The following is a 14,705-nucleotide window of genomic DNA, read 5'->3' on the forward strand; positions in this document are numbered from 1 at the left end:
AATAATTCTAACATTTCAAATGATAACGTCGTCTCATACGTAAAAGAGGTACCCTAGATGGTACCTCTTTTATTAATATTGGGATAAGCGGAATATTCTTCTATATTCTTGCGGTGCATCAGATCCATCAGATGGTTTTATGATGACTCTAATATATATTTTTTCTTTGAAATCTGGATATGTTGCAGCATATTCTTTGCAGAATTGATCCATGCGATTGTAAAAGTTTATTACATCTTGGTTTTGTATAGCCGAATAGGGGATAGGCATTTCAATATACAAAGAAGATGTATCATATGTGGCATAGGATAGCTCCTCTGCTGTTAGATAGTTTTTCATTAATGGGAATGCAGTTATCAGCGGAATGTTGGTTATCAGTACTCGATCAACTTGTGGTACAACAGGTGCAGAGGTGTGCATGACTTCAGATATTTCAATGGGCATTTGTGGATATTTGTCAAAGGTGACTTGCCACCTATTGTTCCTATGAGACTCTAAGTGATATGTTAGATTAGGATAATCCTCATTTATATATTGTTGTACCTCATCTTCACTATAATGTGAGAGAAGATGACAACCCGTTGTTAGTATGAGGGATAGTATAATCAGTGGCAATAATATAAATCGTTTTAGGGTAAAAGGTTTCATGGTATATTCCTTTTATACTACTTTAGGAAGTTTAGTAAATCGTAATTGCTTAACAGACATTGTTTAATTTATTGGCAGAATTTTGGAGTACATTTTGGAGTACACTATTTTAATTATATTATATCTAAATTAAATGTTTACTTATATAGCTGATTAATACCACACAATTCTCAATAAATCATAATAAAGAAGCAGCCCGAAAGAGGCGCTTTTTTGTACTTAACAATAGTCTATTATATATAAAAGTATAGGGTATGTTATAATTGTAGCCATATAAAATCGTGTTATTTATAGAGGACTATTATGAATTTGAAGAGAGTAATTAAATGGATTGGATATATTGTTGCCATAATAGTAGTGCTTTATATCCTCATATGGGGAGTATTGATATATTTCTTGGTAGGTGGCGACTTTAAAAATAGTTTGATCTATTTAAGTGAGCTTCAAGAGAGCGGATTATACTATGGCAATGAAAATCGTAAGATTGCTGATAATGTAGTTGCTGTTCATGAGGTGAATAATAAACTCTATTACATAACTTTAGACGGTATTGGTATTTTTGATGAAAATGTAAGTTTGCTAGATGCTTGGAATAAAGATATAAATAAATATAACACTTTCATTCCTCGGATAGATGCTAAAGAAACGCAATTTAATGTGAGTCTTGATGAGTTATACCCTAATATTTCTAGTCTTGATGAAAGTGATAGAGATATATGGCATGAAATCTTTTTTGATAGTAAACAACGATATATAAGTTTACACGCTGGACATCCTATAAAACTACCTTTCTATGTATCGTATAGAAAGGAAAATCAGATTAAGCATAATGATATAGTAGATCTTTCTACAGGGACTATTATTGGTGAGTATGGTAGTGAGCATATTTTAAGAAATAATGCTTATTATAATTTTGAATTCGGGAAATTGACTAAAATTGATTTCTATCAGAAGGCTATATATAGCTATTATTCTGATAATCTTGATATAGGTCGGTTTAGCAAGAATAATGCAGGTGATGAGCGATATGAATCTTATGCACGAAATGAGTTAAATAAAGTAAGAACGAAAGACATAGAGGTATTAACTAATTTACTAAATCAACGATTCATCGTGTTTAATTCCTTTAACGAGTTTTCTGATTTTGATAAAATTACCTTTGAAGCATTAACCATTGATGCGATTAAAAATCGAAAGGCTTTACAATTAGGGCCATTAGAAAATCAAACCCTGCAGCAGTATTTGAGTAAGTAACCATATAGTGGATGGTGTAAAATGAACAAATTTGAAATATTAGGATATTTTTGGATTTTTATATCTATGTCATTATCTATAGGGTTATATAAACTTGAGCTTAGTAAACGTGTCATTGATGAAGAATATGAATATATTAAAAAGCATAGAGCTTTTGGTAATTTAACCAAGTATTTAACAATAATTGCAATTGTAAGTGTAGTCCTATTAAATTGTAAATTTTTAATTGATAAAGATTATTTATTTATTGCCCAATATGGTGTTGTTTGGGGAGTTTACGTACTTTTTATTATATGCACAGGTTTTTATCAAAAGCGGAATAGTTTGTATTATAAACGTGGTCTTTTTGCTATTTTTTCTATATTATTTGGTATTGCTGGTTTAGGTTATGCATTAAAGAATATGTTCTTTTAGTAGTAAATATATCAATTCAGATTTTATCAATATAGTATTGTTTTGTATGGGCACTTATGGAATGATTTTTAGAAATAAAAAATGATTAAAGGACAGTATAATTCATGATTCAATTAGATTATCTATTAATTATAGGAATATTGCTTAGTGTTTTGCTTTTTCTTTTGGTTGGCGTATTTTACTATAGTAAATCTAAACTTTTAAAGGGACTCAATATTTGGTTTTTAATAATACTTAGCGTTTTATTAAGTTATTTATTATATCCCTTATATGAACTGACAGCTTATAGAGAAGAATTTACGTCAGTAGTTATTATCTCTGCGATAATTATTAAAGTAATTATCAATTTATCTATATTTATGATAGCGGATAGAATAACAACAAAATGGATTTCTAAATTATTATTAATTATATGGGTTGTTCTTGTTGAATGCTTGTATATGCCTATTTATTTGTCATATCTTGTTTTGTTATGTGTATCAGGTGGAATTGTGTTGATTGAACATTTTAAGGGGAAAAGAAATCCTATTTAGCTTAGATTCAGAATTACTTTTATAGCGCTCGCCCTCGAAATATGATATACTACTTAAATGCGCATAGTTCGTGCGCGATAGGAGGAAACACATTTAGATGTTAGAAAAATTTGAACAATTAATGATTAGCGAACCTGTTCTAAGAGCGTTAAACGATATGGGCTTTGAAGAGCCTACGCCAATTCAACAGGAAGCTATCCCAGTTGCCATGAGCGGTAAGGACATGATCGGTCAAGCTCAAACAGGTACTGGTAAGACAGCAGCATTTGGCTTGCCTGTATTGGAACGCGTAGACGGGAATGAGCGTCACGTTCAAGTAGTTATTTTATCCCCTACACGAGAATTAGCTATTCAAGTAGCTGAAGAGCTTAACAAAATGGCTCAGTACACGAATATCACAGCACTACCAATCTACGGTGGTCAAGATATTAATCGTCAGTTCCGTGCCTTGAAAAAGAACCCTCAAATCATCGTTGCCACTCCTGGCCGATTGATGGATCATATGGATCGTGGTTCTATTAAATTTGACCATGTGAAAGTTGTGGTATTGGACGAAGCCGACGAAATGTTAAATATGGGCTTTGTTGATGATATCAATAAAATCTTGGGTGCTATCCCAGAAGACCATCAAACATTGTTGTTCTCTGCTACGATGCCTAAAGCTATCCAACAATTAGCTGAAACATATTTGACAGAGCCAACATTGATTCGCATGAAACCGACTCAAGTTACGATGGACTTGATCGAACAATACTATATCGAAGTGCAAGACCGTCAAAAATTCGATGTTCTTTGTCGTTTGTTTGATATCCAAACACCTGAACTTGCTATTATTTTCACGCGTACGAAACGTCGTGTTGATGAAGTGACAGAAGGTCTTAAGAAACGTGGTTACATGGCGGAAGGCATCCATGGCGATTTGTCTCAACAAAAACGGGACAGCGTAATTCGCCAATTCCGCGAAGGTACCATTGATATTCTCGTGGCTACAGATGTGGCAGCTCGTGGTCTTGATATTTCTGGCGTATCTCATGTATATAATTATGATATGCCTCAAGATCCTGAAAGCTACACACACCGCGTAGGTCGTACAGGTCGTGCCGGTAAAGCAGGTCAAGCTTTCACGTTCGTTATCCCTCGTGAAATGGAGCATTTACATGCTATCGAGCGTTTAACAAAACGTAAAATTGCACGTCGTCGTGCACCTTCCTTAGGTGAAGTTCTTGAAGGTCAACAACGTTTGGCAATTGAAAGCCTCGTTGAAATGACAGATAATTTAGAAGCATTGGCGCCTTTCAAATCTAGTGCTGAGGAATTGTTGAATGATACAGATTCCGTAACACTTTTGGCGGCAGCTCTTAAATTGTTAACAAAAGAACCAGATACTACTCCTGTAAATATTACAGAAGAAAAACCATTGCGCGTACGCCGTCGTCGTGAAAGTGGTCGAAGTGATCGTCGCCGTCGTGATGGTGATCGTCGTCGAGATGACCGCCCACGTCGCAGTCGCGATGATCGTAGAAGTGATCGTCGCAATGACCGTAAAGGTGACCGCCGCAGAGATGATCGTAAATTTGATCGTCCGCGTGGCGAGAAAAAAACTCGCCATCAAAGTGAAGGTTTTAAACCTTACTTTAAAGACTAATAGGATGTGGGTTGCTTCTGTCAATCCACATTTTTTATTACTTAATAGTTAATACTATTTATCTTGATAAGTATTGAGAATTTTGGTATAATAAATAATAATTATTTCTTGTAAACGGTCGATAATGGCCTATGCCTTATAGATTTCCAAGTGGAGAAAGGTAGATTATTATGGATATCGCACAAATTTTGCGTAGCCAGGGGTTTAAAGTAACTCCACAACGTATTGCGATTTATGATGCTTTGCGTGGTCATCATGATCATCCAACAGCAGAGATGTTGTATCATACGTTGCGCCCAGAACATCCAAGCATGAGCTTGGCTACAGTGTATAAGACGATGGAGATTTTTGAAAAAATCGGTCTTGTTAAAATTCTAGAAGTTGGTGATGAGCGCGCTCATTACGATTGGGACACACAAGCTCATTCCCATATCCGTTGCATTCGTTGTAATAAGGTAGAGGACATGATGGGCATTGATTTGAAAGCTATCAAAACGATTGCTGATCAAGGTAGTGAATATCAAATCACAGGTCAACATATTACCTTCGAAGGTGTTTGCCCTGAGTGTGCAAAAAAAGAAAGTCATTAATAGATAACCCCTGTTGTTGAAGGGCTCCTTCACGGCAGGGGTTATATTAGTTATCATATATCTTTATCTATTAGTGTTATAGAATAGCTATAGTAACAAAAATAGCTATAAGCATAATACAATAGATATTAGAGTTAGGCGTTTTATAATTATAAAATTGTAGAAATCGTATAGTCATATATAGAGGAGTATTATGTTTGTAATAGGCAGTCACTTATCAATTAGCAAAGGTTATTTACATATGGGCAAGGAAGCGACTAAAATTGGGGGCAATACGTTCCAATACTTTACGCGCAACCCTCGCGGTGGTAGCATGCGAGCTCTCGATGTTGAGGATATGAATAACCTTAGTATATATATGAAAGAACACAACTTTGGTACCTTGTTGGCCCATGCACCGTATACTTATAACCCATGTGCCGCCAAAGAGGATTTACGCGCTTTTGCGAAGCAATCTATGATGGAAGATTTAGAGCGTATGGAATATTTACCAGGTCAAATGTATAACTTTCACCCTGGTAGCCATGTGAAGCAAGGCGTAGATCAAGGTATTGAGTACATTGTAGAGTGCTTGAATGAAATCTTATTCCCAGGTATGAAGACAACAGTCCTCTTGGAAGTAATGGCTGGTAAGGGTACAGAAATTGGCTCTCGTTTTGAAGAAATTGCACGCATCATCGATGGCGTAAAACTAAAAGAGTACATGGGTGTGTGTGTTGATACTTGCCATATTCACGAAGGGGGTTATGATATCGTACATAATCTCGATGGCGTTATTGACGAGTTCGATCGAATTGTAGGTCTTGATCGTTTGAAAGCCATTCATTTGAATGACTCTAAAAATCCTATGGGTGCTCATAAAGATCGTCATGAAAAAATTGGGGAAGGACATATTGGTATCGATGCTATTGTTCGCGTTGTAACACATCCTAAATTGACGAACTTGCCATTCTATTTGGAAACACCAAATGAATTGGACGGGTACGCAAAGGAAATTTCTATGCTACGCTCTATCGTAGAGAATAAATAATTAAAATACAGAAGTTAATTTAGTTATATAATAAATATGTAGAATACCTGATACTATACTAGTTATTGCAAATACATAAAGTTATTAAAACTGTTAAGGCTATTAAAGTTATATAAAATTATTGAATTTCCATAAACTTATGGGACTAATAGCTTGTTTTGGCCTTTGAATACATACATTGTGTAAGGTATAGGGAGAGCTGGAAAGGGGGACAAAATGCGTTTTTTACATACTGCTGATTGGCATTTAGGGCGTATTTTTTATGGCCAGTACTTAACAGAGGACCAAGCTCATGTGTTGGAACATCAGTTTTTTAATATTTTGAAAGATGAAAACATCGATGGTATATTGCTCGCAGGGGATATTTTTGATAGAGCGGTGCCACCCATTGAAGCTATCGAATTGTGGGACTCCATCATCACTCGTCTCGCTATGGACTGCAAGGTGCCTCTCTTTGTGGTGAGCGGTAATCACGATGGGGCGGAACGTCTTGAAATGGGGCGCTCTATGTTGGGCCAATCGGGTATCCATATTTGGGGCTCTCCTCATCACGCGTTGATGCCTTTTGAATTTGAAGGGACAGATGGCAAGGTGGCAATTTGTCCTATGCCTTTTAGTGAACCCCGGCGCATAGGAGAGGCTTTATTTGCTGATGTAGAGTCTACTAATACAGAAACTACCGATACTGAAATTGCTGACATAGTAACACCGTGTTATGAACAAAATTGTGAAAGCGTTTTGAACCTGCATAATTATGACCAAATGTATCAGGCTTGGAGCGACCACTTGTATAAACAAGTACCTAAGGGGATGTGCAGTATCGCCATTAGCCATGCCTTTGTTATGGGAGGTGAAGTAGGGGGCTCAGAGCGTACCTTGTCTGTAGGTGGTAGTGAACAGGTAAATCCTCAAGTCTTTAAAGACTTTCACTATACTGCTTTGGGACATTTGCATGGGCCTCAGCGAATGGGAGCTGATCATATTCGCTATAGTGGATCTCCATTAAAATATTCCTTTGATGAACATATGCAGAAGAAGTCTTTCACCATCATTGATATGGATACAAAGGGGAACGTAGATATTAACACGATTCCTGTAGAGGCGAAGCGAGACGTAGTCATTTTGGAAGGATATTTTGAAGACCTGTTAAATGATAAAGCATTGCAGGCTAAACATAGGGATGATTATGTACAAGCCCGTTTACTTGATACGATGCCGATTATGGATGGAATGGCTAAACTGCGCCAGGTATATCATCGTTGTATGACCATTGATCTAGTTGGTCGCGTGGCAGGGCCTATAGCAGATATGGGTGAGGCAATTTTCAAAGAATTAAATGAACGGGATCTATTTAATCAGTTTGCAGAAACTGTGTGGAAGGAACCTTTAACAGAGAAAGAACAGCAATATATCAACTCTGTATGGGACCGAATTCTTAAGGAGGACTAAATGAAGCCTATATCATTAACTATAGAAGCCTTTGGTCCGTATCGTGATTCGGTCACTTTAGATTTTAATGAGCTTCAAGACCATTCCATGTTTCTCATTGCTGGTCCTACGGGGGCAGGGAAAACATCAATCTTAGATGCCATGGTGTATGCCTTATATGGTGAGCCGAGTGGAGAAGTACGCAAAACAGATGCTATTCGCAGTGACTTTGCAGAACCTCATCGTATGACTCGTGTCGATTTCTCCTTTGCTATTGGCAATGCACAATATCGTGTTGAACGGTTACCGAAACAGATGGTAGCAAAGAAACGTGGTACAGGGATGCGTGAGCAGAATGCTAGTGCTACTGTATATGAGAAGAAAGATGGTGAGTGGAAGGTCATTGCTACCTCGGCTGCCGCCATTCGCGATACTATTCAGCAAATTATAGGATTTCGTAAGGATCAGTTCTTACAAGTTGTGCTATTACCTCAAGGGGAATTCCGAAAGTTGCTAGTGGCCTCTACGAGTGAACGTGAGGAATTACTGCATACACTTTTTAGAACGGAGCTATATCGAAAATTACAAGAAGCACTAAAGGCTGCTTATGATGAAGCAAAGGCAGGTATTGAAGAAAATCTAACTAAGCAAACTGCATTTATGCAGTCCATCCCTCATGATGGAGCGACTCCAATGGTAACCATTGAGCATGTGCGTGAGTTACTAGCAAATCGGGGCCCACATCGAGATGCTCTCGCTGTAGAACGAGATGAGGCAGTAACCGTGGTAGAACAGTTTAATGTGCTCCGAAATCAATGGTCTTTATATAATCAGGCTCAACAATCTCTTGCTGAGGCTACTTCGAAACTTGACATGGTGAAAGCAAGGGAAACTGAGCGTGTAAATCTAAGCGAAAAGGTTCAGTTCCTTAACTCTTTGGCACCAACTCATGAATTATATAAACAATATATTGAGAAACAAGCTATATTAAAAACTTTAGAACAGGCCCTTTCAGATGCGAAAAAACATGTGGAACTAGCAACTCAACATGAGGCTAAATGTTTAGACGTTTACAGTGATTTAGAAGGTCAAGCTGAAAGTATACAAGCTAAAAGAACTGCTTTGGCTCAATTTCAACAACAAGCAGAGAAGTTTAATGAATTAGATGTATTGAAAAAGGAATTGTTCACATTACAGAGTAATTTAGAAGAATTAGATAGTAAAAAAAGCGAAGATGCCTTAGCTAAACAACGGAAGCTTGTAAAAAGTTTAGAAGCTGATTTAGAAGGTTTGCGTAAACAGTTACAAGATAATAACAAATTCTTAGAGGATACTACTGTTATTCAAGGGCAACTAAATGATTTACATAGATATTTTGAATTACTAGAAGAAATTAGTAAGGTACAAAAAAAAATCGATGATAAAGGTCAAACGTTAGCGTCTTTAGATGAAACCTTGCAGGTTGCAAAGGTACATCTTGAACGATTAGAGCATCTAATGCAAGAAGGACGTGCCTTTGAGCTAGTTCATTTAGTTGTAGATAATGAGCCTTGTCCGGTTTGTGGCTCTACAGATCATCCACGGTTAGCTGCTAAGCCGGAGATGTATCCGACTAAGGATGAAATTGAAGAGGCTCGCAAAACCCGTGACGTGGCACTGCAAAAGCAAGCTAGCGAAGTGGGACAACAGAAAACCTTAGTTACTCGTCTTGATGAGTTAACTAAGCAAGTAGCCGCGCAAGTTTCTACGCTAAAGTTATCTATGGACGCTTTTTCTGAGGAGAGCGCTATATCTGTTCAACAAGATTTATTAGCTAAAATGGATCAACTCATAGTTTTACGTGATAAGTCTGAATTGTTAAGTAACACTATAGCTGACAATGAGCACAAGTTAAAAGTAGCTAGAGATAAGTTGGCAACTTTAGAGCTTGCCCATAATGAATTACTTAAAAATCTACACGACTTGGAGATTCGCATTAGCTCAGTACAAGCTAATATTGATGCTCTATCTAAAACCTTACCAATCACGGATATAGATGCATGGCAAAAACAGTTAGAGTCATTGGATAGTGATATTACACTCTACGATGAGCAGGTGAAAGTTAGCAAAACTAATTTAGATACTGCTCGAGAACAGTTGAATGCTAAACGTGGACGCTTAGAAACTTTGTCCTCTCAAGTAAAAGAAGAAACAAAAAATCTTAATTTGCGGTATAAGAACTATACAAAGTCATTACAAGCCATTTCTTTAGGAGAGGATGATTTTGTAGAGTCTTTACGTGATATTAAAGAGATAGAGAACTATAGAATACAGCTGCATGCTTTGGATGAAGCCTTTAATAAAGCACAAGCTGTATATGATGCGGCGTTAAAGGTAGCAGAAACTGTGGTTAAACCAAGTGATACTGTTTCTGATGAAATCTATGCTACAGCAGTAGAGCATCGGGATACACTAGTAGGTAATTTAGCGGCATGGGATAAAGAAACAAAGCATATTGAAACTACGCTCAACTCATTAGAAGAACTTGAAGCTGCTATGGGTGAGGCTCGTGAAAAGGTGAAGTTCTTAAGCCGATTAAATGATCTCGCTAATGGTGGGGAGCAAGGCTTTAAAAATGTTACCTTTGAACGCTATGTACTGGGGGCTATTTTAGATGAGGTTGTATATGCTGCTAATTTACGACTTCAGAAGATGAGTCGCAACAGATATTCCTTGGAAAGATCCGACTATACAGGTGGTGGTCGTGGCAAGCAAGGCCTCGACTTGGCGGTTATGGATGCTTTTACAGGCCAATCTAGGCCAGCAAATACCTTATCTGGTGGTGAAACATTCTTGGCCTCTATGGCGCTTGCCTTGGGATTAGCGGATGTTATCCAAAGTTATGCTGGTGGCATCCATATGGATACGATGTTTATTGATGAAGGTTTTGGTACACTCGATCCAGATACATTGGAACTCGCCATGGAAACATTGTTACAGTTGCAATCGTCAGGACGTCTCATCGGCATCATTTCTCATGTACCTGAGTTAAAGTCTCGTATACCTGCTCATTTAGACGTGACTCGAGGTGACGACGGTAGTACGGCAAAATTTGTTATTAACTAGATATCATAAACTAGATATAGATTTGCCAAATGTGTTACTATAAAAAGAGGAGAATTCCTACAAAAACATCCTGTATTTACGAAGGGGGTTCTATGAAGTTTTCGTTTGCTCATAATAATATAAATGTTAAAGACCTTGATAAAAGTCTAGCATTCTATAAAGAGGCATTATTGCTCGAGGAGTCTCGTCGTTTGGAAGATCCAAGCGGTGCTTTTACCCTCGTGTATTTAAAAAGTCCTTATACAGCACATGAATTAGAACTTACATGGTTGCGTGACTGGGATCGTCCTTATAATTTAGGGGATAATGAATTCCACTTGGCATTCTATGTAGATGACTATGAAGCGGCTCTTAAAAAGCATAAAGAAATGGGTGTTGTTGCTTATGAGAATGCTGATATGGGTATTTATTTCATAGCAGATCCAGATGGATATTGGACAGAAATCATTCCGGCGGGGAAATATTAATGGAATATATGTTAACCCGTTTAGAGTGGTTGGTTGGTCCCAATAAAATCCAAACATTAAGAGACACGTCTATCGCGCTCTTTGGTGTAGGTGGCGTAGGCGGTGGTGCCCTTGAGGCATTAGTGAGAGCTGGTGTAGGTCGCATTGTTATTATCGATGGAGATTCTATAGCGCCTAGCAATTTGAACCGTCAAATGATTACGACTCATAATACGATTGGGGAACGTAAGGTAGAGGTAGCAAAGACACGAGCTCTTGCTATCAATCCTGATGTGGTGATAGAAACTCATGATATTATGTATACTGAGGAAAACTATCCTGGATTTATTCAAAGCTTGAACGTTGATTATGTTATCGACGCCATCGATATGGTAACGGCGAAACTTAATATCATTGAGGTTTGTCAACGTGAAAGCATCCCTGTTATTTCTTGTATGGGCGGAGGTAATCGCTTTTACCCAGAAAAACTTATGATTGCAGATATCAATAAGTCTCATACATGTCCTTTGGCACGCGTTATGCGTCGGGAACTCAAAAAACGGGGTATAAAAAAACAATTAGTTTTATTTTCTACTGAAAAACCGAAAAAACCACAGTTCCGTGGTGATGCCACAAGTCCTGGGACATGTAGTTTTGTGCCACCCGTGGCAGGTTTTATATTAGCAGCACATGTGTTGCGTACAATTTTGGAGGTACCTGAACAATGAAAAAAGCGAAAATCCATATGGCTGACGGCGGCGATATCGTAATTGAATTATTTGAAAAAGAAGCGCCTGGCACAGTACAAAACTTTATCGACTTGATTAACAAAGGCTTCTACAATGGTCTTCGTTTTCACCGTGTAATTCCTGGTTTCGTAGCACAAGGTGGTTGTCCTAATGGCAACGGTACAGGTGGTCCTGGTTATACAATTAAAGATGAATTAGTTGGCAATCCGCATAAACATGAGCGCGGTGCTTTATCTATGGCTCACCGTGGCCCTAATACTGGTGGTAGTCAGTTCTTTATTGTATATGAGCCACAACCTCATTTAGATGGTGTACATACCGTATTTGGTAAAGTCATTGAAGGTATGGATGTAGTTGATGGTATCCAACAAGGTGCTATCATGGAAACTGTAGAAGTAATCGAAGGTTAATCTCATGAATGAAGTATCTATTAAACATCCAGAATGGCTATATATCGATGTAAATGGTAAAACATCATATGGGTATGACCAAGAGTGGTTCACTGATGAGTGGCAACGCTTGTCTGGTTGTGGGCCTACATCGGCATCACAAGTATTGGGCTATTCGCTATTTAGGGATGGCTTATTAGATCTAGAAACCACATCCGACCAAACGCTTGCTTTAGAACGGATGAACTTAGTTTGGAAATATGTAAAACCACGCTTTGGTGGCGGTGTTTATAAAACTCAATGGATGGAACGAGGCCTTGTTCGTTTATTAGAGGACGAAGGTTTGTCTTATGATGTGCATATGCTAAATGTATCTCCTTTCTGTGCATCACGCGTAGAGGTGGAGGCTGCAGCTCAATTTATTCATGATGCCTTGGAACAAGATGTGCCTGTAGCATTTTTGAATCGTCATAAAGGAAAAGAAAAGGCTCTTTATACATGGCATTGGGTTCCGATTCACAAGATGTTTATGGACGGTGATGATATCCGCTGTGGCATCTTTGATGAAGGTGAAATTCGTGATTTTTCTTTGGCGAATTGGATGAAAGACACTATTTTAGGCGGTGGATTCTGTTACATTAGTCGCAAAGAGTAAGTAACAGGGTAATTAAAGTAATATATATACGCATCGCAGTGATTTGCGATGCGTATTGTAGTATAAATAGTAGGAGGTACTACATGAGTCAATGGATTACTGAGGAACAAACACCTCACTTACGTCTAAGCGCTGAAGCGGAAGAAGTGCTTTACTCTGGGGAATCTGAGTTTCAAAAAATTGAAGTTTTTAAATCAAAAGAGTATGGTATGATGCTCGCTTTAGATGGCGTTTTTCAAACATCTGAGCGTGAAGAGTTTATCTATCATGAAATGATGAGCCATATCCCTTTGTTCTTACATCCTAATCCTGAACGTGTCTTGATTATCGGTGGTGGTGATGGTGGCGTAGCTAGAGAATGTGTACGTCATGATTGTGTAAAAGAAGTAACAATGGTTGAAATCGATGGTAAGGTTGTAGAGTTGGCAAAACAATATCTACCAACTATTGCTAAAGCTATGATTGAAAACCACCCTAAATTGACTGTAAAAATTGGTGATGGTATTGGTTTCATGGCAGAAGCAGAAGATTACTATGATGTAATTATCGTGGATTGTTCCGATCCAATCGGTCCTGGTGAAGGCTTATTTACAGAAGAATTCTATAAGAATACATTAAAAGCTTTGAAAGCTGATGGCTTGTTTGTACAACAAACAGAATCTCCGATGTTACATAAACCATTAGTGGAAAAAGTTTTTGGTTACGTTAATAGCCATTTCCCAATTGCTCGCTTATATACAGCTTTTATTCCAATCTATCCTGCAGGAATGCATTGTTTTACATTGGGTTCCAAAACATTTGATCCTCTAACATGGACTCCAAACCGTGAACAAAACTTTGAAACTAAGTATTATAATGCGGATATTCAAAAAGCTGCATTTGCATTGCCAAATTTTGTAAAAAATTATTTGCCAACTAAGTAAATAATATGTATAATGGGGAAGCACCATTTGTGAAACGAAAGTTTCCGATAGTGCTTCCTTATTTATATGGGGATTAAAGGGCTTATATTAGAGATAACACAATTAAAAGTTTCGTTTGTAAAAATTAATGAAATTGAGAAAAAGGTGTTGACACAAATCTCTAGAAAAGATATAATTCTCTTTGTTACGAAGACAATGTCTTCGATACCTACAAGGTGGTGGGTATGGTGAAGCGGTTAACACGGCGGATTGTGGCTCCGTTACGCGTGGGTTCGATCCCCACTACTCACCCCATAACCTACACATCGTAATCACTGTAGGGGTGTCGCCAAGTGGTAAGGCAACGGACTTTGACTCCGTTATGCGCTGGTTCGATCCCAGCCACCCCTGCCAACATGACTCACTAGCTCAGTTGGCAGAGCACCTGACTTTTAATCAGGGTGTCCCGCGTTCGAGTCGCGGGTGAGTCACCAAATTAAAACTCACAAACTTCGGTTTGTGAGTTTTCTATCTCTATTTTTAGAGATTTTGGTTATGATTGTGAGTATAAATTTAATCAAAAATCGGTTGAAAAAATCTTTGGAAAAGAGGTTGACGATTTAAGGTTAGATTGATATACTATACAAGTCGTTAGGGCGCAGAACTAACGTAACAGATCTTTGAAAACTGAACAATGATAGGTAATCAATCATATGATTGAACATATGCCAGAGTGCGGGTTTTGACATAGTCAAAACCAACCATAATTCAAAGTTACTTAAAAGTAACGACAACAAATAATGAGCTATTCAAATAGCTTCAAGATATCTTGGAGAGTTTGATCCTGGCTCAGGACGAACGCTGGCGGCGTGCTTAACACATGCAAGTCGAACGAAGAGCGATGGAAGCTTGCTTCT

General features: G+C 37.9%; 13 protein-coding genes, 3 tRNA genes, 1 rRNA gene and 2 pseudogenes. 18 read left to right on the forward strand and 1 reads right to left on the reverse strand.

The features are described 5' to 3' along the window. Positions 1-72 precede the first annotated feature (72 nt). Positions 73-648, reverse strand: coding sequence for a hypothetical protein (locus HMPREF0873_RS06555; RefSeq protein WP_008715054.1), 576 nt, complete (start codon positions 646-648; stop codon positions 73-75). 303 nt (positions 649-951) lie between these two features. Here HMPREF0873_RS06555 and HMPREF0873_RS06560 point away from each other — a divergent pair, with 303 nt between their 5' ends. The 18 genes and pseudogenes from HMPREF0873_RS06560 to HMPREF0873_RS06640 form a co-directional block, all read left to right on the forward strand. Then, a complete protein-coding gene (locus HMPREF0873_RS06560) occupies positions 952-1,902 on the forward strand; it encodes a hypothetical protein (protein ID WP_008715057.1) in 951 nt (316 codons plus the stop codon). Between the two features lie 21 nt (positions 1,903-1,923). Beyond that, a complete protein-coding gene (locus tag HMPREF0873_RS06565; RefSeq protein WP_008715059.1) occupies positions 1,924-2,316 on the forward strand; it encodes a hypothetical protein in 393 nt (130 codons plus the stop codon). Between the two features lie 104 nt (positions 2,317-2,420). Next, positions 2,421-2,849 (forward strand): hypothetical protein, encoded by a 429-nt coding sequence (locus HMPREF0873_RS06570; protein ID WP_008715060.1) that lies wholly within the window; start codon positions 2,421-2,423, stop codon positions 2,847-2,849. Positions 2,850-2,946: 97 nt separating this feature from the next. Next, positions 2,947-4,494, forward strand: coding sequence for a DEAD/DEAH box helicase (locus HMPREF0873_RS06575; protein WP_008715062.1), 1,548 nt, complete (start codon positions 2,947-2,949; stop codon positions 4,492-4,494). 170 nt (positions 4,495-4,664) lie between these two features. Continuing rightward, positions 4,665-5,084 (forward strand): Fur family transcriptional regulator, encoded by a 420-nt coding sequence (locus HMPREF0873_RS06580; RefSeq protein ID WP_004695325.1) that lies wholly within the window; start codon positions 4,665-4,667, stop codon positions 5,082-5,084. 193 nt (positions 5,085-5,277) lie between these two features. Continuing rightward, the gene (locus HMPREF0873_RS06585; protein WP_008715064.1) at positions 5,278-6,114 is read left to right on the forward strand and encodes a deoxyribonuclease IV; all 837 of its coding nucleotides are present in this window, start codon (positions 5,278-5,280) and stop codon (positions 6,112-6,114) included. 216 nt (positions 6,115-6,330) lie between these two features. After that, a complete protein-coding gene (locus HMPREF0873_RS06590) occupies positions 6,331-7,563 on the forward strand; it encodes an exonuclease SbcCD subunit D (protein ID WP_008715066.1) in 1,233 nt (410 codons plus the stop codon). Continuing rightward, positions 7,564-7,719: pseudogene (locus HMPREF0873_RS10145) on the forward strand (AAA family ATPase); the annotation flags it as partial. A 2,628-nt stretch (positions 7,720-10,347) separates the two neighbouring features. Next, positions 10,348-10,647: pseudogene (locus HMPREF0873_RS10150) on the forward strand (SbcC/MukB-like Walker B domain-containing protein); the annotation flags it as partial. Positions 10,648-10,739: 92 nt separating this feature from the next. Continuing rightward, the gene (locus tag HMPREF0873_RS06600; RefSeq protein WP_004695332.1) at positions 10,740-11,114 is read left to right on the forward strand and encodes a VOC family protein; all 375 of its coding nucleotides are present in this window, start codon (positions 10,740-10,742) and stop codon (positions 11,112-11,114) included. After that, a complete protein-coding gene (locus HMPREF0873_RS06605; RefSeq protein ID WP_008715071.1) occupies positions 11,114-11,821 on the forward strand; it encodes a ThiF family adenylyltransferase in 708 nt (235 codons plus the stop codon). The genes HMPREF0873_RS06600 and HMPREF0873_RS06605 overlap by 1 nt, the downstream gene beginning before the upstream one ends. Beyond that, positions 11,818-12,252, forward strand: a complete 435-nt coding sequence (locus tag HMPREF0873_RS06610; RefSeq protein WP_004695336.1) for a peptidylprolyl isomerase — start codon at positions 11,818-11,820, stop codon at positions 12,250-12,252. The genes HMPREF0873_RS06605 and HMPREF0873_RS06610 overlap by 4 nt, the downstream gene beginning before the upstream one ends. Positions 12,253-12,256: 4 nt before the next feature. Beyond that, on the forward strand, positions 12,257-12,886 hold the full coding sequence (locus HMPREF0873_RS06615; RefSeq protein WP_008715074.1) for a hypothetical protein: 630 nt from the start codon (positions 12,257-12,259) through the stop codon (positions 12,884-12,886). Between the two features lie 83 nt (positions 12,887-12,969). Next, on the forward strand, positions 12,970-13,809 hold the full coding sequence (speE, locus tag HMPREF0873_RS06620) for a polyamine aminopropyltransferase (protein ID WP_008715076.1): 840 nt from the start codon (positions 12,970-12,972) through the stop codon (positions 13,807-13,809). A 218-nt stretch (positions 13,810-14,027) separates the two neighbouring features. Continuing rightward, a tRNA-His gene (locus tag HMPREF0873_RS06625) sits at positions 14,028-14,103 on the forward strand. Between the two features lie 24 nt (positions 14,104-14,127). Continuing rightward, positions 14,128-14,202 (forward strand) — tRNA-Gln (locus HMPREF0873_RS06630). Positions 14,203-14,206: 4 nt separating this feature from the next. Next, positions 14,207-14,282, forward strand: a tRNA-Lys gene (locus HMPREF0873_RS06635). Between the two features lie 332 nt (positions 14,283-14,614). Beyond that, positions 14,615-14,705: ribosomal RNA gene (locus HMPREF0873_RS06640) — 16S ribosomal RNA — on the forward strand; the annotation flags it as partial.

Origin of the sequence: Veillonella sp. 3_1_44, assembly GCF_000163715.1 — a bacterium.
Classification (GTDB): Bacteria; Bacillota; Negativicutes; order Veillonellales; family Veillonellaceae; genus Veillonella; species Veillonella parvula_A.

Coding starts and splice junctions, on each gene's coding strand:
- HMPREF0873_RS06555 (WP_008715054.1), bottom strand. CDS start 648: ATGAAACCTTTTACCCTAAAACGATTTATATTATTGCCACTGATTATA.
- HMPREF0873_RS06560 (WP_008715057.1), top strand. CDS start 952: ATGAATTTGAAGAGAGTAATTAAATGGATTGGATATATTGTTGCCATA.
- HMPREF0873_RS06565 (WP_008715059.1), top strand. CDS start 1,924: ATGAACAAATTTGAAATATTAGGATATTTTTGGATTTTTATATCTATG.
- HMPREF0873_RS06570 (WP_008715060.1), top strand. CDS start 2,421: ATGATTCAATTAGATTATCTATTAATTATAGGAATATTGCTTAGTGTT.
- HMPREF0873_RS06575 (WP_008715062.1), top strand. CDS start 2,947: ATGTTAGAAAAATTTGAACAATTAATGATTAGCGAACCTGTTCTAAGA.
- HMPREF0873_RS06580 (WP_004695325.1), top strand. CDS start 4,665: ATGGATATCGCACAAATTTTGCGTAGCCAGGGGTTTAAAGTAACTCCA.
- HMPREF0873_RS06585 (WP_008715064.1), top strand. CDS start 5,278: ATGTTTGTAATAGGCAGTCACTTATCAATTAGCAAAGGTTATTTACAT.
- HMPREF0873_RS06590 (WP_008715066.1), top strand. CDS start 6,331: ATGCGTTTTTTACATACTGCTGATTGGCATTTAGGGCGTATTTTTTAT.
- HMPREF0873_RS06600 (WP_004695332.1), top strand. CDS start 10,740: ATGAAGTTTTCGTTTGCTCATAATAATATAAATGTTAAAGACCTTGAT.
- HMPREF0873_RS06605 (WP_008715071.1), top strand. CDS start 11,114: ATGGAATATATGTTAACCCGTTTAGAGTGGTTGGTTGGTCCCAATAAA.
- HMPREF0873_RS06610 (WP_004695336.1), top strand. CDS start 11,818: ATGAAAAAAGCGAAAATCCATATGGCTGACGGCGGCGATATCGTAATT.
- HMPREF0873_RS06615 (WP_008715074.1), top strand. CDS start 12,257: ATGAATGAAGTATCTATTAAACATCCAGAATGGCTATATATCGATGTA.
- speE (WP_008715076.1), top strand. CDS start 12,970: ATGAGTCAATGGATTACTGAGGAACAAACACCTCACTTACGTCTAAGC.